At 63.1% G+C, this 19,476-nt stretch carries 17 protein-coding genes; 6 read left to right on the top strand and 11 right to left on the bottom strand.

Annotated elements, in window-relative coordinates:
- Positions 1 to 294 precede the first annotated feature (294 nt).
- The 4 genes from CI15_RS34240 (at position 295) to CI15_RS34225 (ending at position 5,469) form a co-directional block, all read left to right on the top strand.
- Positions 295 to 1,629 (top strand): FAD-dependent oxidoreductase, encoded by a 1,335-nt coding sequence (locus CI15_RS34240; RefSeq protein WP_062137963.1) that lies wholly within the window; start codon positions 295 to 297, stop codon positions 1,627 to 1,629.
- A 40-nt stretch (positions 1,630 to 1,669) separates the two neighbouring features.
- Positions 1,670 to 2,410: an enoyl-CoA hydratase/isomerase family protein gene (locus CI15_RS34235; RefSeq protein ID WP_206597788.1), complete on the top strand. Its 741-nt coding sequence runs from the start codon at positions 1,670 to 1,672 to the stop codon at positions 2,408 to 2,410.
- Positions 2,407 to 4,008 (top strand): CoA-transferase, encoded by a 1,602-nt coding sequence (locus CI15_RS34230; protein ID WP_062137957.1) that lies wholly within the window; start codon positions 2,407 to 2,409, stop codon positions 4,006 to 4,008. The genes CI15_RS34235 and CI15_RS34230 overlap by 4 nt, the downstream gene beginning before the upstream one ends.
- A 165-nt stretch (positions 4,009 to 4,173) precedes the next feature.
- Positions 4,174 to 5,469, top strand: a complete 1,296-nt coding sequence (locus CI15_RS34225; protein WP_062137952.1) for an MFS transporter — start codon at positions 4,174 to 4,176, stop codon at positions 5,467 to 5,469.
- Between the two features lie 77 nt (positions 5,470 to 5,546).
- Here CI15_RS34225 and CI15_RS34220 read toward each other — a convergent pair whose 3' ends face one another.
- From CI15_RS34220 to CI15_RS34210, 3 genes are all read right to left on the bottom strand, one after another.
- Positions 5,547 to 6,242 carry a GntR family transcriptional regulator gene (locus CI15_RS34220; protein ID WP_062137950.1) on the bottom strand — a complete coding sequence of 232 codons (696 nt, stop codon included), beginning with the start codon at positions 6,240 to 6,242 and terminating at the stop codon, positions 5,547 to 5,549.
- A 143-nt stretch (positions 6,243 to 6,385) separates the two neighbouring features.
- Positions 6,386 to 7,117, bottom strand: coding sequence for a DUF2278 family protein (locus CI15_RS34215; RefSeq protein WP_062137947.1), 732 nt, complete (start codon positions 7,115 to 7,117; stop codon positions 6,386 to 6,388).
- Between the two features lie 93 nt (positions 7,118 to 7,210).
- Positions 7,211 to 7,933, bottom strand: a complete 723-nt coding sequence (locus CI15_RS34210) for an alpha/beta fold hydrolase (RefSeq protein ID WP_062137944.1) — start codon at positions 7,931 to 7,933, stop codon at positions 7,211 to 7,213.
- A 528-nt stretch (positions 7,934 to 8,461) separates the two neighbouring features.
- Between CI15_RS34210 and CI15_RS34205 the strand changes: the two genes are divergently transcribed.
- Positions 8,462 to 10,054 carry a trypsin-like peptidase domain-containing protein gene (locus CI15_RS34205; RefSeq protein ID WP_338152563.1) on the top strand — a complete coding sequence of 531 codons (1,593 nt, stop codon included), beginning with the start codon at positions 8,462 to 8,464 and terminating at the stop codon, positions 10,052 to 10,054.
- A 22-nt stretch (positions 10,055 to 10,076) separates the two neighbouring features.
- On the opposite strand, the gene CI15_RS34200 is transcribed toward CI15_RS34205, so the two are convergent.
- From CI15_RS34200 to CI15_RS34175, 6 genes are all read right to left on the bottom strand, one after another.
- Positions 10,077 to 11,525, bottom strand: a complete 1,449-nt coding sequence (locus tag CI15_RS34200) for an aspartate aminotransferase family protein (protein ID WP_062137940.1) — start codon at positions 11,523 to 11,525, stop codon at positions 10,077 to 10,079.
- A 49-nt stretch (positions 11,526 to 11,574) separates the two neighbouring features.
- Complete coding sequence (locus tag CI15_RS34195; RefSeq protein ID WP_062137937.1) at positions 11,575 to 12,909, bottom strand: glutamine synthetase family protein; 1,335 nt, start codon at positions 12,907 to 12,909, stop codon at positions 11,575 to 11,577.
- A 33-nt stretch (positions 12,910 to 12,942) separates the two neighbouring features.
- Positions 12,943 to 13,731: a gamma-glutamyl-gamma-aminobutyrate hydrolase family protein gene (locus tag CI15_RS34190; RefSeq protein WP_062137934.1), complete on the bottom strand. Its 789-nt coding sequence runs from the start codon at positions 13,729 to 13,731 to the stop codon at positions 12,943 to 12,945.
- A gap of 269 nt (positions 13,732 to 14,000) precedes the next feature.
- Positions 14,001 to 14,222 (bottom strand): hypothetical protein, encoded by a 222-nt coding sequence (locus tag CI15_RS37955; RefSeq protein WP_241496023.1) that lies wholly within the window; start codon positions 14,220 to 14,222, stop codon positions 14,001 to 14,003.
- 217 nt (positions 14,223 to 14,439) lie between these two features.
- Positions 14,440 to 15,459 (bottom strand): VTT domain-containing protein, encoded by a 1,020-nt coding sequence (locus tag CI15_RS34180; RefSeq protein WP_062137928.1) that lies wholly within the window; start codon positions 15,457 to 15,459, stop codon positions 14,440 to 14,442.
- Positions 15,460 to 15,767: 308 nt separating this feature from the next.
- Positions 15,768 to 16,184, bottom strand: coding sequence for a cupin domain-containing protein (locus CI15_RS34175; protein ID WP_062137925.1), 417 nt, complete (start codon positions 16,182 to 16,184; stop codon positions 15,768 to 15,770).
- Between the two features lie 205 nt (positions 16,185 to 16,389).
- Between CI15_RS34175 and CI15_RS34170 the strand changes: the two genes are divergently transcribed.
- Positions 16,390 to 16,995: a peroxidase-related enzyme gene (locus CI15_RS34170; RefSeq protein ID WP_062137922.1), complete on the top strand. Its 606-nt coding sequence runs from the start codon at positions 16,390 to 16,392 to the stop codon at positions 16,993 to 16,995.
- A 42-nt stretch (positions 16,996 to 17,037) separates the two neighbouring features.
- Here CI15_RS34170 and CI15_RS34165 read toward each other — a convergent pair whose 3' ends face one another.
- On the bottom strand, positions 17,038 to 18,321 hold the full coding sequence (locus tag CI15_RS34165) for an MFS transporter (protein WP_062137919.1): 1,284 nt from the start codon (positions 18,319 to 18,321) through the stop codon (positions 17,038 to 17,040).
- Positions 18,322 to 18,403: 82 nt separating this feature from the next.
- Positions 18,404 to 19,372 carry a LysR substrate-binding domain-containing protein gene (locus CI15_RS34160; protein WP_062137917.1) on the bottom strand — a complete coding sequence of 323 codons (969 nt, stop codon included), beginning with the start codon at positions 19,370 to 19,372 and terminating at the stop codon, positions 18,404 to 18,406.
- Positions 19,373 to 19,476 lie beyond the last annotated feature (104 nt).

Raw genomic sequence — 19,476 nt, 5'->3', positions numbered from 1 at the left:
TGTGTCACCCTGATCGAGTACGTACCTGGGGCCCTCGTCAGATCGGTAGTGATGCCATTCTTGTAGCCGACTCTCCCGCACCTCGCTGCCGCGCTCCACTGCTCTCCGAGCATCGCCTGGGGAAAACGTTAGGTGCACTGGCCGTTTGCTCCCAAACCGCCGCCACACCTGCCGTCCAAGGCAATCGTAAGCATCTCCCCCGACTCTGCTTCCCACCATTCCTGTTGACAGCCCGATTTCGCTCAGCTACAAATGTCGTCAACTGACATATCAAATGACGACGGATGGTGAAACATGAAAAATGGAATTGATGTGCGGTCCGTTGACGGCCTTAGTTGCGACGTCCTTGTGACCGGAGGAGGCGCAGCTGGAGTTGCGGCCGCGGTGACGGCCAGCCGCCAGGGATTGAAGGTCATCCTGCTCGAGCGTTATGGCTTTTGCGGCGGCGGAGCGGTGGCGGGATTGTCCGGCACCGTGTGCGGCTTGTACCTCGCTACCGAACGTGCCGGCGCGAAGCCCGAGGCAATCGTGTCCGGCTTTGCGCAGGAGTTCTGCGACGTGCTTGAACAGCGTGGTGGTCTCGCCGCGCCGGTGCGCTACGGAAAAACCTGGACGCGCGTTCACGATCCGTTGGTGTGGCGCGATGCGGCCGACAGTCTGCTCCTGGCGACTGGCGTCAAGGTGATCTATCACGCGGTAGCGACCGGTGTTCTGCTCGATGGCGACGAACGCGTCGATGGGGTGACCGCATGGACCAAGCAAGGACCGCTCACCATCCGCGCGCGCATGACCATCGACGCAAGCGGCGACGCGGATCTCGTCGCGATGGCGGGTCTCGACAGCTTTGTGGGTGACGGTCTTCACGTCCAGAATCCAACGATGATTTTCCGGCTGCAAGGTGTGGACGTCGAACGGTTCAGGCGCACTTACGGTGACGACACGATCATGGGCGAGGCGATCTCCTCGCTGCTGCGCGAACGGCAAGCCGCTGGCGACGACCTGCCGCGCTCGAAAATCTGGCTCTTCCCGACGACGCGACCCGGCGAGTTGCTATGCAACTGCACGCGAATCACCGGTTCCGACGGCCGCGAGCTGAACCCGATCTTCTACGACGATTTCACAGAAGGTGAGATGAATGGAAGGAAACAGGTTCAATCGTATGCGCGATTTCTTAAGGACTACATAGCTGGATGCGAGCAGTCGTTCGTCAACGACACCGGCGTGCAGGTGGGTGTGCGTCAGACACGCCAGGTTGAAGGCGTTGCGAAGTTGATGAACGCGGATGTCGTCGGCGCGAGGAAGTTTTCCGACGGTATTGCGCGCTCGCCGTGGCCGATCGAGTTGCACGCGGGCGCGAAGCCGAAGGTGGAGTGGGTGCTCGACGACTTCTATGAAGTGCCTTATGGGTGTTTCGTGCCTTCGCGCGGAGAAGGGTTGCTGGTCGCGGGGCGTTGTTTGTCAGCGGAACACGAAGCGGTTGCGTCTGCGCGCGTCACGGCGCAATGCTTTTCATACGGTCATGCGATCGGGCACGCGGCAACGCTGGCCGTGCGCGAGCGCATCGAGCCGCGCAATGTCGATCCACAGGCAATACGAAGCGCACTCGGTCGAGACGGCGTGCGTCTCTAGCAGGCATGCCAGTAGTAATGAAAACATGGAGGGTAGGGCAGTGATTATCGTGAATATCGGGAATGTCCGTCAGCTATCGTTGAATCGGCCCGAGCGACGCAACGCGCTCGATGGCGGTTCGATTGCCGAGCTTGAGCAGGCGTTACAGCAGGCCGACCGCGACCCGCAAGTACGTGCGGTCGTTCTCTTGGGCGCGCCGCCCGCTTTCTGTTCGGGTAGCGACCTCAAAGAGCTCGCGACGATGTCGATTCAGCAGATGTGCGACTCCGAATCGGATACCGCGCGGGTCGCGCGCTCGATTGCGGCAATGTCGAAACCCGTGATCGCCGCGGTCGAAGGCTTCGCGCTCGGCGGCGGCTTCGTGCTGGCGATCTCATGCGACATCGTCGTGAGCGCGACGGATGTGCGTTGGCATCTTCCCGAAGTGCCGAACGGCTGGTTGCCGCCCTGGGGCCTTCAGGCATTGCTCGCGCGTGTCGGACCGGTGCGTGCGCGCCTGCTGACGTGGGCGGCGGACCCGATGACAGGCGTCGAAGCACACCGTCTCGGTGTCGCCGATTATCTGAGCGAACCGGGCGCCGCCGATCAGACCGCACTCGCCCTCGCGAACCGACTTGCCGCGCTTCCGGCCGACGCGGTCGCTTCGACGAAACGCTTTTTCGAACCGTTCGTGTCGCTCGATGGCGAACGGCTCGACAACCTCGCGTCCCGGCATTTCGCAAGCAATTGCGAAGGCGGCGCGGCGCAGACAATCCTTTCAAAGTTCAAGGTGAAGGCATGAAGAAGATCATGTCGGCGGCACAGGCCGTCGCTTCGATTCAGGATGGACAGACCGTGGCGTCTGTCGGCGTGATCGGCTGGGTGGTGCCCGACGCGACGCTCGAGGCGCTTGGCACTCGCTTTCGCGAAACCGGCGCGCCGCGCAATCTCACGTTCTATTTTCCGTGCGGCACCGGTGACGCGGTCGACATTCGCGGCATGGATCACGTCGCGCAGGAAGGGCTGATGAAGCGCATCGTCTCCGGCTCTTACATCAATCCGGTGAATCCGCGCACCGGTGAGCGTCCTGCGCTGATGCGGCTCATTCAGGAGAACCGCATCGAAGCCTATTCATGGCCGATCGGTGCGTCGATGCATTGGTTGCGCGAAGTCGCGCGCAAGAGTCCGGGTTACATGACGCGCGTCGGTGTCGGTACCTACGCCGATCCGCAATATGGCGGCGGCAAGTTCACGAGCCGCTGCGAGGACGATCTGATCCAGAAGATCCGGCTGAACGACGAGGAATTGCTGTTCTATCCCAGCTGGCCGATCGACGTCGCCATCATTCGAGCCAGCAGCGCCGACGAGTTTGGCAATCTCTCGTTCGAGGATGAACCGCTGGTTTCCTCGAGTCTCGCGCTCGCGCTCGCCGCGAAGGCGAGCGGTGGCCGTGTGATCGCGCAGGTGCGCCGCATCGTGCCGGGTGGGCAGCGTGCGGCGACGTCGGTGCGGTTGCCGGGTATGTTCGTCGATGCGCTCGTGGTCGAGCCGCAGATGATGATGAGCACCGACACGCCGTACGACGAAGCGTATCTGCGCGCGGCCGGCGTCAGCACGCGTTTGCCCGCGATACCGTTCGGCCCCGACAAGGTGATCGCACGCCGCGCGGCGCTCGAAGTGCGAAAACATGAACTGTCGATTTTCGGCTTCGGCGCAGCAGCCGACGTGCCGCTGGTCATGGCCGAGCAAGGGCTCTTTGATCCGAACAATGGTTCGGACGACTATTGGTTCACGACGGAGCATGGGTCGTATGGCGGAATCGTCATGAATGGCTGGCAGTTTTCGGCCAATCTTCTGCCGCAGGCTTTGCTCGACGGCGTGACTCAGTTCGACGTGATCGATGGGGGCTTATGCCGGTTCGCGGCGCTCGCGTTCGCCGAATACGATTCGCATGGCACGGTCAACGTCAGCAAGTTCGGCAAGGTCAACCCCGGAGCGGGCGGGTTCATCGACATAGCGAAGAATGCACAGCGCCTCGTGTTTACGGGGTCGTTCACGACGGGTGGACTCGATATCGGCTACGAAGCGGGCCGCATGAAGATCGTGAAGGAAGGCAAGGTCAGCAAGTTTGTCGATACTGTGCAGAGCAGAACTTATCAGGTGGCAAACGGCGTGGCGGCAGGACAGAGCGCGCTGATCGTGACGGAGCGGGCCGTCTTCGAGCAGACCGCGAGCGGCCTCGTGCTGACCGAGGTGGCGCCTGGCGTCGACGTGCGGCGCGACGTGCTCGATCTGATGGCGTTTGCGCCGGCGCGTATCCTCGACCCATTGCCGCTGATGCATGAATCGCTGTTCGTCGAAAACGCGAGCCAGTGTACGGAGGCCGCGGTAGAGGAATAGCAGCACAAAACAATGGATCGGCTGCCTCGTCACGCAGCGGCGATTGCCTTCGACGAAGCGCCGAGCCCGATCCCGTGACATAACGACCGAATGCCGTGGCTCTCGAAACGGCATCGAGAATAGCCAACCACCCCGATCGCCGTGGCGATTCCGGAGGAGACAATCATGAAGTACCGCTGGTTTATCGTTTTCATGCTGTTTCTCGCGTGCGCGATCAGCTATCTCGATCGGGCCGCGCTGTCGGTCGCGGCGCCGCTGATCGCAAAGGATCTGCAACTGGATGCCGCGCATCTCGGCATCGTCTTCAGTGCTTTCTTCGTCGGCTATTCGCTGTTCTGTTTCGTCGGCGGGTATGCGGCGGACCGGTTTGGCGCGAAGCGGGTGCTGATCGTCGCGATCGGTCTCTGGTCGATCTTCTGCGGTCTGACCGCCGCGGCCACGAGTCTCGCGAGCCTGCTGGTGATTCGTGTGGTGTTCGGCGCGGGTGAAGGCCCGTTGGCCACCTGCACCAACAAGATCGTCAGCAACTGGTTCGAACGGAAAGAGCAGACCACGGCCGTTGGTTTCGCGAACTCAGGCTTGCAACTTGGTGCGGCGTTGGCTGGACCGATTGTCGGCATCATGGCGCTGCACTGGGGCTGGCGTCTGCCGTTCATGATTATCGGCGCGGTCGGCCTGCTCTGGGTGCTGATGTGGTCGGTGTTTTCGACCGATCGGCCCGAGCGCAATCGATGGGCCCGTGGCGCGATCTCGCCGGTCCTGAACGAGCGTGAAGAACGTGCGGAGTCGCAAGCAACGCCGCAGATGTCGCTGGGTTCATATCTGAAGCGCCCGACCATCTGGGCGACCTCGCTCGCCTATTTCGGGTACGCGTACATCCTGTACTTCTTCCTGTCGTGGTTCCCGAGCTATCTGATGATGGAGCGGCATCTGAGCCTGTCGTCGATGAGCGTCGTCAACGTGATTCCGTGGTTGCTCGGATTCGTGGGGATCGCGCTGGGCGGCCTGACGTCGGATCTGATCTTCCGCTGGACCGGCAATGCGTTGAAGTCGCGCAAGATCGTGATTGTCGGTGGTCTCATGGTTGCCGCGGCCTGTGTGGCGTGCGCGGGCACGGTGAGCAGCGTCGGCGCGGCGGTCGCGTTGATGGGTATCACGGTGTTCTTCATGAACCTGACGCTCAGCGTGTACTGGGCGATCATTCTCGATACGGTTGAACCTGCGCGGATGGGTGGCGTCGGTGGGTTCATGCATCTGCTCGCGAACACGGCCGGCATCCTCGCGCCGATTCTGACCGGCTTTCTCGTGCAATGGACCCATGTCTTCAAGAGTGCGTTCCTGCTGAGCGGCGGCGTGGCGCTGGCAGGGGCGATCGCGGTAGCCGTGTTCGTCAGGGCGCCACGTGCAGAAGTCGAGGCGCGCGGTCGTGCGGTCGACATGGCGCAGCCGCAAGCGGAATAATCAGCGCGCGCAGGTGCGCCGGACGGCGGCCTTGTCCCGATCACGGGGCAAGGTCGCCGTTCTCGCTTTAATGGCCTTCAGAAAGTATCGAGTGCGGAGCGCGTAAAACGCTCGATGAATTGCATCAAACCGTGCGCGGCCGCGGCGGCCCGATCGCCGTCGCCGGCGGCGATCGCTGTCAGTACATTCGAGTGCAACTGTGCGCCCTCGACGTACGCGCGATTCTGCATGATATGGTGATACCAGAAGCGCCGTGATTGCGCATGAATCGGCAGCATGCTCGTGATCAGCATGCTGTTGTGAGTGGCGCGAACCTCGGCGTCGTGGATTTCTCCACCGGTCCTGATCCACGCTTCCATGTCGCCGCGTTCGGCGGCGGCAACCATCTGTTGCGCGAGCCGTTGCAGGTTCGCGCGTTCTTCCGGCGTCGCGCGCAGCGCAGCCACGCGCACGACGAGTTCTTCGAGTGGACGCCTGACCTCCAGCAATTCGAGCTGTTGGCGAATGTCGACGCCAGCGACGAGCGTGCCCCGGCGCGGCAGCATCTCGACGAAGCCGATCTGCCGCAAGCGTTGAAGCGCTTCGCGCACCGGCGTGCGTCCCATTTCCATTTCGGCGGCAAGCTGGCTTTCGGAGATCATCGAACCTGGCGGCAGCTTGCGCGTGATGATCATTTCCTCGATCTGCACGAAGGCGATGTCGGCCAGCAACTGCTCAGGTTGGCTCGCGGATTCGCGTCGGACGGCATTCCTGGTGGAGCTATTTTTCTTCATGTGGACGAACAGAACGATGAATCCACGGATTATGCCCCGGTGAGCCAAAAAATGGCGTGCTGTCGGCAGCATACACGGTGGCCCGGTAGGGCCATGGTCCACACAAGCGGGCCATGACCGCCTTGATTCGCCTCTGCCGGGCTTTAGCCACCCTGAATATAGTCTGGCAACGCGACTGCGGTCGCGACCGGATCGCCTGCTGCGTTGGTGGGCAGATACTGCGTTTGAAACGCGGTGAACATCGCGGCAAAACCATCGGGGCGCTGCACGATCACCGCGCCGTCCTGGAACGCGCCGTTTTCGTTGTAATGCGGGCCGCGCGGATTGCCCTGATTCATGTGGGTCTCGTGAAGACCGTCCTTCTTCGGCAGAAACAGAAAGCCGAACCCATAGACCACGATGCCCGGCGAGGTCGGCGTCCAGAAATCGCGGTTATGCAACTGACCGCTGCCGTTGTCGAAAGGCAGGCTTTGCGAAGGCTTGCTTTCGTCGATGGTCAGGATTTCGTCGATGATGTCGTTGACGTCGGCGCGATTGCCGTTTTGATCCTCGTAGGGAACCGGCCGCATCCGGTGAATGTCGAGCAGGCTGCTGTCCTGGAAGTAATCGAGCCGCGGAAAGCCACTGGTGTAGAGGCCGAGGTTCAATGCCTGAAGTTTGGCGGTTAGCGGATCGGCAAAGTTCAGATCGGCGTAGAAGTACACATCGTCGTTACCGCTTGCGCCCGGTTGCGTCGACGCCGAATTCACGACGATGTTGAACGGCGTAGTGTCGTTGCCGCTCACCGTGATCACGTAGTGCGGACTGCCTATATAGGAATCTTTGAAAGGCGCCGCGCGCAGCAGATTTCCCTTGAACATGCAGTATTCATTCATGACTGAAGGACCTTTCTCGAAGTTGACGAACGGAAATCGACTCGCATCCGGGCATCCGGGGCTACCTGTCGATCGCGCAGATCAGCAAGCAGTTCAAAGCCCGCTCGCCCATCGCGCCCATTCGACCAGCACCGCGGTCACATCGTTCGGCTGCTCCATCGTGCACATGTGACCGCTTCGTTCGATCACGCGAAGCTTCGAGTCGCGAATCTGCGCGTGCATCTCCTCATGGCGCGCCAGCGGACTCCATTGATCGTCGCGTCCGCACACGATCATGGTTGGGCATTCGATCTCGCCAAGCAGCGCCGTCGCATCAGGGCGATCGAGCAGCGCGCGGATCTGCGCCGCGAATTTGTCCGGCGTGCTTCGCTCGATCATGTCGAGCACCGCTTCGTAGACCGCGGAATCGTGGCGCTCGGCGTTGACCATGCCGGGCGCCCACGCGTTGCCCATTGCGCGCATGCCTTCCGTGCGGGCGAGCTCGAGTAGTCTCAGTCGCTGCGCGCGTTCGCTTTCGCCGGCCTCGCCGGCGGCGCGCGGCGTATAGCCGGTGTCGAGCAACGCGAGCCCGGCGACGCGCTCCGGGGCACGCCGGAACACTTCTAGCGCGACCCGTCCTCCCATCGAATGACCCGCGACCAGCAGGTGGTCTCCCGATACCGACTCGAGCACGAGTTCGGCCATCGCGCCGAGCGAGTCGCGCATGCCGTAGTCCGGTACGAAGCAGTCGCCGAGCGCGCCGAGCGCGCCGCGCTGATCTGCCCACACTGCGTCGTCGCAGAGCAGGCCAGGGAGCAAAACGATTTGATGGGTCATCGGTGGGTCCTGTGATGCGTTAGACGGATAAGAGAAGTGGCGTTCGGTACGACGCCATCGTCGAATGGTAACTGCTTGCGTAGAAAAAGATGGTCGGCGAACGCAGCCTTTCGCTTCCGTCGTTGGCACCACACCCCTTGGCCGTCGGCGATCGCCTTTCACCGCCCCTTCCTGATGCTGCGTCAGGGAAAAACCCTGACCCACTTGTCTCACCGTGCGACTACTATATTTTTGTGGGCACCAGATTGCCTTCGTCGCATCGGGTGTCCGCGCGCCGGCACGATGAACATCTGGAGGTGTGCTGTGCTCCACAGGATCTTTGCCCGCACCCCACGCGGTTCGGCGGCGATCGCTTTGACGCTTGCCAGCGCTTTTTGCCTGCACGCCACCGCGGCGACACCCGTCCCGGCGCCCGCCGATGAACACCCGGCGTCCCCGCCCGCGGATGCTACGCCAGCCGCTGCTACACCAGCCGCTGCTACACCAGCCGACTTCTCGACATTCGCCGAAAGCTACGGGCCAGCAGTCGTGAACGTGACTGCGCGGGCCAACGATCAGATTTCGCCGCCAGGGCAAGAGGTCATCGACGTCAGCGATCCGTTCTTCGCGTTCTTCAAACGTGCCGCGCGGCCATCGTCCGCTGCTCAGGTCGGCGCACCGAGCGTGATGACCGGCAGGGGCTCGGGGTTCATCGTCAGCCCCGACGGGTTGATCCTGACTACGGCGCACGTCGTAGATGCCGCCGAGGAAGTGACGGTCCGGCTGACCGACCAGCGCGAGTTCAAGGCGCAGGTCGTCGCCGTGGACCCGCAAAGCGACGTCGCCGTTCTGCAGATCGACGCCCACAACCTGCCGGCGCTCAAGCTCGGCGACTCGCAGCGGGTGCGGGTCGGCGAGCCCGTGCTGTCGATCGGTTCGCCCGACAGCTTCCAGAATACCGAAACGACCGGAATCATCAGCGCCACCTCACGCACGCTGACGGACGGCAGTACGTTTCCTTTCTTCCAGACGAATGTCGCGGGCAACCCGGACAACTCTGGCGGCCCGCTGTTCAACCGCGCGGGCGAGGTCATAGGCATCGGCGTGCAGATCTACACGGATAGCGATCGATACGAGAGCCTGACGTTCGCCATTCCGATCGAGGCGGCCAACAGGTTCCGCGCACAGTTGCAGCCCCAGCCGGAGCCGGCGGCGGGCAACGGTGGCAACGTCGCTAATGCCGCTAATGCCGCTAATGCCGCTAATGCAGGAAATGGCAGAGGCGCAAACAGCTTCGGTGTGCAGGTCGAGGACGTGAGCCCCGGGCTCGCGGTGGCCCTCGGCTTGCCGCGCGCGGGCGGGGCGCTCGTGGACATGGTCGAGCCCGGTTCGCCAGCGGCCGCCTCCGGGCTCAAGGCGGGCGACGTGATCGTGCAGGTCGGCGACACGCGAATCGACCACTCGGCGGCGTTGGCCGACCAGCTTGCCGCCGTGCCACCCGGAACGAAGACGACACTCAAGCTGATCCGCAGCCGGCGTTTGACGACGGTGAGCTTCCCGGGGGAGACGGCGAGCGATAGCGCCGGTGCCGCCTTACCCGCGTCTGCTGCGGTACCCGCTGCGGAATCTGCAGGGGTACCCGCTGCCGCACCTGCAGTGGTACTGACTGCCGCTCCTGCTCCCGGACCCACCGCTGTACCCGATGCAGCACACGTTGCCGTTCCAGTTGCCATAGCCGCTGCTGCGCCCGCATCAGCGCGCGCCGCCATACCCGCAGTCGCACCCATACCCGCTACCGCACCCACCGCCGAACCCCTACCCGCCGTCGCTGTCGTTCCCGTTGCCGCTACCAAGCCGGTGGACCGCCGCGCGGCAGATCGCCTTGGGTTAGTGACGCATCCGCTTAGCGAGAACGAGCGTCGCACTAGCGGCCTTCCGCTCGGCTTGATGGTCGATGCGTCGAGCGGGCCAGCGGCGAGCGCAGGCATCCGGGCCGGCGACATCGTCGTGTCGCTGAACGACACCATGGTCGAGTCGGCGGACGAAGCCATCGCCGTCGAAACGAAGGCGACAAAAACGGTCTCGGTGCTGATTCAACGCAACCACGCCCGCAGCTTCGTTTCGGTGAAGCTCAACAAGTGAGCGCGCTCGCCACCGCGCGTCGCTAGAGCATGCCAAGCTCCCGCGCGGTCGAATCGATCGCGACCTTGGCCTTCGCCACGATCTCGTCGATCTCCGGCCGGCTGATCACCAGCGGCGGCGACAGCAGCATCCGGTCGCCGCTCGCGCGCATGATCAGATTGCCGTTGAAGCAGAAATCGCGGCACAACGTACCGACATCGCCGCCATTCGCAAAGCGCTTGCGCTTGAGCGGCTCCTCAGCGAGTTGCACGCCGGCGACGAGACCCGCGCCGCTGATCTCGCCGACGATAGGATGATCGGCGAACGTCTCACGCAGCTTCGTCTGAAAGTACGGACCGGTATCCGTCCTGACGCGCTCGACGATCTTCTCGTCGCGCAACAGCTTCAGGTTGGCCAGCGCGACGGCGGCCGCGACCGGGTGCCCGGAGTAGGTGAGGCCATGGTTGAACTCGCCGTTGTCGATCAACGCGCGAGCGACGCGGTCATGCAAACCGACCGCGCCCATCGGCACATATCCGCTCGTCAATCCCTTCGCGAGCGTCATCAGATCCGGCTCGAAGCCGAAGTGCTGATGCGCGAACCATTCGCCGGTTCGGCCGAAGCCGCCGATCACTTCATCCGCAACGAGCAGCACGTCGTACTTGCGGCAAATGCGCTCGATTTCCGGCCAATAAGTCGCGGCCGGAAAGATCACGCCGCCCGCTCCCTGGAAAGGCTCACCGATAAACGCGGCGACGTTGTCTGCACCGAGTTCGAGAATCTTCGCTTCGAGCTGCCGCGCGCGAGCCAGCGCGAATTCTTCCGGCGTCTGATCGCTCGCCGCTTCGCCGAAGAAATAGGGCTGATCGATATGCACGATGTTCTCGACTTTCGACGGCATCTGTTCGTGCATATAAGCCATGCCGCCGAGCGTGCCTCCCGCGATCGTCGACCCGTGATAGGCGTTTTTGCGCGCGATCACGAACTTCTTCGCGGGCTGGCGTTGCGTCGCCCAGTATTGATGGACGATGCGCAACACGGTGTCGTTGCCTTCCGAGCCGCTGTTGCAATAGAAAAAGTGATTGAACGGCGCCGGTGTCAGTTCGGCCAGCAGGGCCGACAGTTCGATTACCGGCGGGTGCGTCGTCCTGAAGAACGTGTTGTAGTACGGCAGTTCCTGCATCTGCCGGTAGGCGGCGTCGGCCAGTTCGTGGCGGCCATAGCCGACGTTCACGCACCAGAGTCCCGCCATGCCGTCGATGATCTGGTTGCCGTCCGAGTCCCACAGGTACACGCCTTGCGCCTTGACGATCACGCGGGAGCCCGTGCGATTGAGCGAGCCCATATCCGAGAACGGATGAATGTGATGCGCGGCATCGAGCGCGCGGTATTCGGCGGTGCTGCGTGATGTGGCTTGCCATGCCGATACGTTTTTCGTCCCGCCAACTTCGGACCTTTCCGCGACCATTACGTCTTCATTCTTATAGCTCATACTGCCTCCGTCCTTTCAAAGTTCTCAATGACCAATTGGCTGACGGCACTCAAACGTGCAGCAGCAAATGCCGACGTTCCCACGAACTGATCACGCGGAAAAACGCTTCGTATTCGGTCTCTTTCAGAGCGAGATAGGCGCGGACGAACTTCTCGCCGAGTACTTCGGCAATCGGCTCGCATGCGCTCATCAGCGTCAGGCCTTCCTCGAGATTGCGTGGCAATTGATAGGGCAGCGCATAGCCGTCGCTCGCCAGTGGCTCTGTCGCGGTGAGTCGTTGCGTCATGCCCAGATAGCCTGCGGCCAATGTCGCGGCAATCGCCAGATACGGATTGCAATCGACACCCGGGATACGATTCTCGATGCGTCGCGCGACCGGCGCGGAATGCGGAACCCGGAAGCCCACCGTGCGATTGTCGTAACCCCACGCGACGTTGATCGGCGCGGCCATGAAACGCGACAGACGCCGGTACGAGTTGATGTACGGCGCGAAGATCGGCATCAGCGCGGGCGTGTACTTCTGCAAGCCGGCGATATAGCCGGTGAACAGCGACGTCGGTTCTCCGTCCGCGGCGGTAAACAGGTTGCGGCCGGTCTCCCTATCGACGAGGCTTTGATGCATGTGCATCGCCGAGCCCGGTTCACCTTCCATCGGTTTAGCCATGAAGGTCGCGTACATCTTGTGACGCAACGCCGCTTCGCGCACGGTGCGCTTGAATAGAAACACACTGTCGGCGAGTTTGAGCGGATCGCCGTGCATGAAGTTGATTTCCATCTGCGCGGCGCCGACTTCGTGAATCAGCGTGTCGACTTCGAGTTCCTGAACGTCGCAGTACTCGTAGATGTCTTCGAACAGCGGATCGAATTCGTTGACCGCTTCGATCGAATAGGCCTGGCGTCCCGTTTCCGCGCGCCCCGTGCGACCGACCGGCGGTTGCAACGGCAGATCGGGATCGCGGTTCATATCGACCAGATAGAACTCGAGTTCCGGCGCGATCACCGGTTTCCAGCCGCGCGCCTTGTACAGATCGAGCACGCGGCGCAATACGCAGCGCGGCGAGATTTCGACCGGCGTGCCGTCGAAATGAACGCAATCGTGGATCACCTGCGCGGTCGGGTCGACCGCCCACGGAATCATCCGGATCGTGCTCGCGTCGGGCACGCATACCATGTCGGGGTCGGTGACGCCGGTCAGCGAATCGCTTTGCGGATAGTCGCCGGTCACGGTCTGAATCATCACCGCTTGCGGCAGGCGCATCGACTCGCCGGATTCGAATTTGCTGCGCGGAATGATCTTGCCCCGCGCGATGCCGGCCATGTCAGGAATGATCGCTTCGACTTCGGTGACGTGATGCTTTTTCAGAAATTCGTCGATATCGTGCATGATTGTTCTCTCTGTTTTGATCCGCGCGCTGGGTCACGCGTGCAGGGTTGCAACGGCGTCGGCGTTGCTTCGTGTAGTCATGCGCTGGCGACACGCGTCGCCGAAGGCGCGAAATATCGCGGTAGATAGCGGGTCGTCCGTGTACTTCCATTCCGGATGCCATTGCACACCGAGCGCGAATGCAGGGGCATCTTTAACGCTGATCGCTTCGATCAGACCGTCCGTCGCGGTGGCTTCGATCGTCAAGCCGGTGCCCAGCCGGGCGATGCCCTGGCCATGCAGTGAATTCACCCGCGCTTCGCGGGCGCCACGCGCGAGGCGCTGGAGCATGCCGCCGCGCGCCAGCGCGATCGAATGCGATGCGGCGTATTGCGCGTCGAGTGAGTCCGCCTTGTTCTCACGATGGTCGTTCAGTCCACACACTGCATGAACGCTTTGATGCAAGGTTCCCCCGAATGCCACGTTCATTTCCTGCAAGCCGCGGCAGATTGCGAGAACCGGTACGCCTGCAGTAGTGGCCGCGCGTATCAGCGGCAACGTGGTGGCGTCGCGCGCCGCGTCGTGCAAAGTGCCGGGCTCGCTCGATGCGGCGCCGTAACGCTGCGGCTCGACGTTCGAATAGCTGCCGGTGAAGAGCAGGCCGTCGACGGTGGCGAGCACTTCATCCACACACTGACGGTCGCCGAAAGCCGGCAACAGCATGGCGAGCGCGTTCGATCCATCGACGATCGCGGCGATGTACTTTTCACCGACCATGTGTGATGGGTGAGCGCCGAGCAGGGTTCTATCGGCGGTGATTCCTACGATGGGTTTGTGTCGCATAACGAATAGACGTGTCGATCCCGCGCCGCCCATCCAATGAGCGGCGCTTACGAGGACGCGCGGCGATATAGGAAAACGCGAAGGCGAGCCAACGCCAAAGCGAATCCGCGCGATAACGCGCAGCGCGTGTCAGATTAGAAGCGGTTCGATTGAGCCCGTCGCGATGCGCGGCAATCAGTCAGCGCCGCGCGCACGCAAGCAAACAGCTCGCGAACAACGCGTGCAGACGGACGAATCGAACAGCGAAAAGAGACGAAAGAAGAGAGGCGCTACGGCAGCAGCGAAGCGACTTCGTCTGTGCGCACGGCGATGAACGCGCGAGCGGAAAGGACATTGCGACGTCGAACGGAGCGACGCGACAGGACTGTGATGACGGACAGAAAGCGGCGGAACGCAAGGCTGCCGTTGCTGCCGTCGGCGCTGGCGCCGTCAGCGCAAATACCACGCGCCTGACTGCGATTCCAATTCACCAAAGGGCCTCGGACTCTCACGATGACACTCGACTAGCCTGGTTGAGGGTATTGATCGGCCTGTTTCGAATCCACAGCGGACATTGAAGAAACAGGACACGGGTTGATCGACGTGACGCGGTACTAAACGATAAGAACTGAATTCGCAGCGCCGTCGACGCGATCGCCCAATAGCAAGCATATACGAGCTAAAAATGCCGTCAATTTATTTTTATATTTTGACTTGTCCACTGTTCGCTCACTTCGCGAGACGTGCACGCACCGTATATTCGCCTTCGTTGCCCTTGTCTTCCAGCATGTGCGCCATCGCCGTATTGAAGTCGGGCGGTAACGGCTCGACCGGATAGCCGCGTTTTTCCCACGCATCGAGGCCGCCCTTCAGCGCGCGCACATGATGAATGTTCTTGCGATGCAATTGCCCGACGATACGCTTCGCGGTGGCTTCGTTAGGACACACGCAATAGACGACGATCGGTCGCTTCAGATACTCCGGATGAATCGGATCGGGCGACTCGAGATCGAGCGGCCGCGCCCCGGCAATGCGGTGCGATTCCTTTTCGCGCACGATGCTCGGCCGCGCATCGAGAATCAGCGGCGGTTCGTTCGATTTCATCATCGCGTCGAGCTGATCGGGCGAAATACGCGTATGCGCGAGCCAGCGCCGAAACTGCAAACGACGCAGCCACCGATACAGCAGTACGGCCGCGAAGATCACCGCGAACGTATCGAAGATCGTGCCGCCGTTGTGCCGCACGAGCAGCATCATTTGCACGATCTGATCGTGCAGCGCGCCGCCGCCGATCACCCAGACGCTTGCCCACAGCGTGGCACCGACCATGTCCCACCACAGAAAGACGCCGACGCCGATCGCGGTCGTGCCGAGCAGCGGCGCGGAAATCAGGCCGAGACCGGGTAGGAACTTCGCGACCGTCAAGATTGGCGCGCCGTAGCGTTCATAGGTATTGCGCGCGACGCGCACCGTGGTGTCCAGCGAAAGCGAGAAGCGCACGAGGTAATTCAGCAGACGGCGGCCATACGCGCGTCCGGTGAAAAACCACAGCGAATCGGCGAGCAGCGTCGCGCCGACTGCCGCGCAGATCATGTTGACATATGACGCTTGCCCCACCGCGGCCATCGTTCCGGCGAGAATCAGCATCGGCGCGGCCGGAACCGGCATGCCGAGTTGGGTGACGAGCACGCTCATGAACACGGCCCACACGCCGAGAGAGGGTGGAATAGCGACCGGGAAATGCCACACAACCGCGCTCCTGAGAAGGCAATGAAAGTAAATAGAATTGGCCGCGCCAGCACCGATGAGTACCCTGAGCGACGCGAACGGCCGTGCGGGGGCACGAGCGCGCGTCGGCGCGGAAGACGGATTTAAGCACAGGTAGCGGATCGGCGTTGTGAAACAACGCGGACAGAGTCGCGCCCAACCGACACATAGGCGCGCCGAACGACGCACCGCGCGGCGTGCATGCACCGCGCGGCGGATCGATCAAACCGGCCTGAGTCGCGGTTCCTGCATCGCCTCAGGCCGGCGAAGCTGGGAAGAGGCGGGTCGCCTCACGCATGCTCGGACGGATCATACGGCACGACCCGCTCATGCTCGTCCGGATGATTGCGCGCGACGATCGCGCGCGCCGCGACGTTGGCATCGAGATTGAACGGCTGATGCGGGACGCCCGGCGGAATGAACAGAAAGTCGCCCGGCTCGGTAATGACCGACTCGCGTAAGCCCGGGCCGTAGCGCGTTTCGATCTTGCCTTCGAGCATATAGATCGCGGTCTCGTAGTCGGCGTGATAGTGCGGCTCCGCGTGGCCGCCCGGCGGCACCACGACCATGTACATGGACAGGCCGGTCGTGCCCGCGGTGCCCGCCGAAATACCGACGAAATACGGCAGCCGCTGGGCGGTCGCCATGGCCTGTTCAGGGCGCACCTTGATGACAGGGGCGCGCGCGTCGTGCGTAACGTTAGACATGGTTGCTCCTTGGGTCACCGCCATACCGGGCGGCTTCACGCATGCCGAACAGAAAGTCTAGACGATACGGGCGGCAATATCGGACGTGATTGAGCGGACGTGATTGAGCAGACGTGATCGAGCGGCGGTGGCGACGCGCGGGCGACCGCGAAAACGCGTTGCTACAATGGACGGCATATCCCGACAGAGATCACGGAGACAGCGCATGGCCACGCTTCAGCCCATCAGCCGCTACCCGGTCCCCGAGCCGAGCGAGTGGCCCGCGGACATCAGCGCCCGCATTCTCGAAATGCAGGAGAAAGCGGGCTTCGTGCCGAATGTGTTTCTGACGCTCGCGCATCGGCCCGACGAATTCCGCGCGTTCTTCGCCTATCACGATGCGTTGATGCTGAAGGAGGGCGGTCTCACGAAAGGCGAGCGCGAGATGATCGTGGTCGCGACGAGCGCCGTCAACGATTGTCTGTATTGCGTGGTCGCGCATGGCGCGATTTTGCGCATCTACGAAAAGGCGCCGCTGGTCGCCGATCAGGTCGCGGTCAATCACCGTAAGGCCGACATCACCGAGCGCCAGAAGGCGATGCTCGATTTCGCGCTGAAGGTATGCCGCGCATCGGGCACGGTCGACGAAGGCGATTTCCAGACCCTGCGCGGCCACGGCTTTAGCGATGAAGACATCTGGGACATCGCGGCAATCACGGCGTTTTTCGGCCTGTCGAACCGCATGGCGAACGTGATCTCGATGCGCCCGAACGACGAGTTCTATCTGATGGGACGCGTGCCAAAAGCCGCAGCCGATGCGCCGAAGAAATAGTCGCAACTGACCTTGCTTCGGCATCCCAGGCGGCAGTTTGCATCACGCCTGCGCGGGGCGGGATGAACGCAGCGCGGGCGTCGTGACCGTCGTGTCGTCGATCGGGAAATGCAGCAGCGCCGCGACCAGTCCCGCCGCGACCGTCGCCACCCATAGCAGCGAATACGAGCCGGTCAGATCGAACACGAGGCCACCGAGCCACGCGCCGAGAAACGAGCCGATCTGATGGCTCAGAAAGCATAGGCCGAACAGGCTGCCGAGGTGTCGCGTGCCGAACACCTTGGCGACGAGCCCGCTCGTCAGCGGCACGGTGCCGAGCCACGTGAGACCCATCACGGCCGCGAACATCACTACGGACAGCGTGCTTTTCGGCAGCACGAAGAATGCGCCGATCGTCGCGCTGCGAATCAGATAGAGCCAGCCGAGCACATGCTGCTGCCGAAACCGGCCGCCGAGCCAACCACATGCCCAACTGCCCGCCATGTTGAACAGGCCGATCAGCGCAAGCGCGGTGGCGCCGAGGCCGATCGGCATATGACACAGCGTCAGATATTCAGGCAGATGCGTCGCGATGAACGCGAGCTGGAAGCCGCAGGTGAAGAAGCCGAGCGTCAACAGCCGGTAGCCGCGATGGCGCGTTGCCTTCGCCAGGACCTCTCGCAGAGGTTCGGGCACGTCCGGAACCTGAGCCCGGGCATCAGCCGCCGCATGGAGCTGCGCGCGCCGGTCGAGCACGATGCCGAGCGGCGCGATCAGCAGCATCGTGAACGCGAGGACGAATAGCGATGTCGCGATGCCCGCATGCAACCGGATGCCTTGAACGAGCGGCACCATCAGCACCTGTCCCGCGGAGCCGCCGGCGCTGACGAGCCCCATCGCGACGCTGCGCTTCTCCGCCGACGCCATGCGGCCGACCGCTGGCAGCACCACGCCGAAGGTCGTGCAGCTCACGCCGATACCGACCAGCAGCCCCATGCCGACCACGAGCAGCGCGCCGCTCGGCGCGACCGCCGACAGCGCGAGGCCGGCCGCGAACGTCGATGCGCCGAACGCGACGACCGGTGCCGAACCGTAGCGATCGGCGGCCGCGCCCGCGAACGGCTGCGCGAAACCCCACACGAGGTTATGCAGCGCGATCGCGAACGCGATCAGCGTGACCGGCAGACCGCGATCGAACGAGAACGGGCCGATGAACAGGCCGAAAGTCTGGCGGATGCCCATCGCGGCGCTCAGGATCAACGCACCGGCGACGATCACCAGCGTCGTGGAGGTAGTCTTCGCCGGAGCGAAGGCACGGACGGGCGGCTTGCTTTGGGTGGTCGACATGGCGGCTTCTCCTTGGCCACCATCGTCGCAGCCCGTCGCGTGGCCGGCAAAGGAAAAGATTTCGACGACAGGTGAGCGTGGCTCACCTGTTCGTTTCGACGTGGCCGTCCGGAACGGTGTCCGCAACGGCGTCTGCGACGGCGACATCCGCATCGAATCGCGCCGCTTCGTCGACGAGCCAGCGCTTGAAATCGGCGAGCTCGGGCCGCCGGATCGCGCTGTCCGCCTGCTCCGCACTGACGAGCCAGTAAGCCGTACCTGCCGCGACGGTTTGCGCGCAAGCCTCGACGAGCGCGCCGCTCGCCAGATCGCTGTCGACCAGCGGCTTGCGGCCGAGCGCGACGCCGAGGCCCATGCTGGCCGCCTCGAAGGCGAGCTGGATCGTGTCGACACGCAAGCCGCCGCTCGTCTCGATAGCGTCGGCTCCGGTCGCATCGAGCCACGCCTGCCAGTCTTCGCTCGCGGCGTTCACGTGAATCAGCGTCGCGCGTTGCAAGCTCAGGGCGCCGCGTTCGTCGCGCAGTGTCGCCAGATAAGCGGGGCTGCACACCGGCACGAAACGCTCGCCGAACAGGCGGGTCCATGCGGTGCCGGCGACCGGCGCGCGGCTCATGCGAATCGCGAAATCAAAGCCGTCGACCGGAAAGCCCACCTGGCGATGCGAGGTATCCACGCTCACGTTGACCGTCGGCCAGCGCGCGCGAAAGCCGGCGAGGCGCGGCAGCAGCCAGCGCGACGCGAAGGTCGGCGCGCAGCTCAGCGCGATCGGTCGATCCGCGCGATGATTGGGCAGACGCTGGGTGCCGATCGCGATCAGTGAAAACGCCTCGGAGACGTACGAGAGATAGTCCGCGCCGGTCGCCGTCAGCGAGATACCGCGCGGCTCGCGCACGAACAGCTCGACGCCGAGCGCCTCCTCGAGCCCGACGATGCCGTGACTGATCGCGCTAGGCGTGACGTTCAGTTCGGCGGCGGCGAGCTTGAAACTTTGATGCCTGCCGGCCGCTTCGAAAAACCGGAGCGCGGGCAGGGGTGGCAGACGAAGCGGCATGTGCGTTCCCCAAGGCGGCCGCATCGTGAGCGGCGCGCGGACTGTGTGTGGGCATGTGGCCCAAGCATACCTTGCGACGGCACGTGATGAATGCCTCGCCGGAC

The organism is Paraburkholderia monticola, from assembly GCF_001580545.1.
In the GTDB taxonomy this organism is placed as follows: domain Bacteria; phylum Pseudomonadota; class Gammaproteobacteria; order Burkholderiales; family Burkholderiaceae; genus Paraburkholderia; species Paraburkholderia monticola.
Note: the sequence above shows the minus strand (reverse complement) of the source record. Positions and strands in the feature narration are given on the sequence as shown.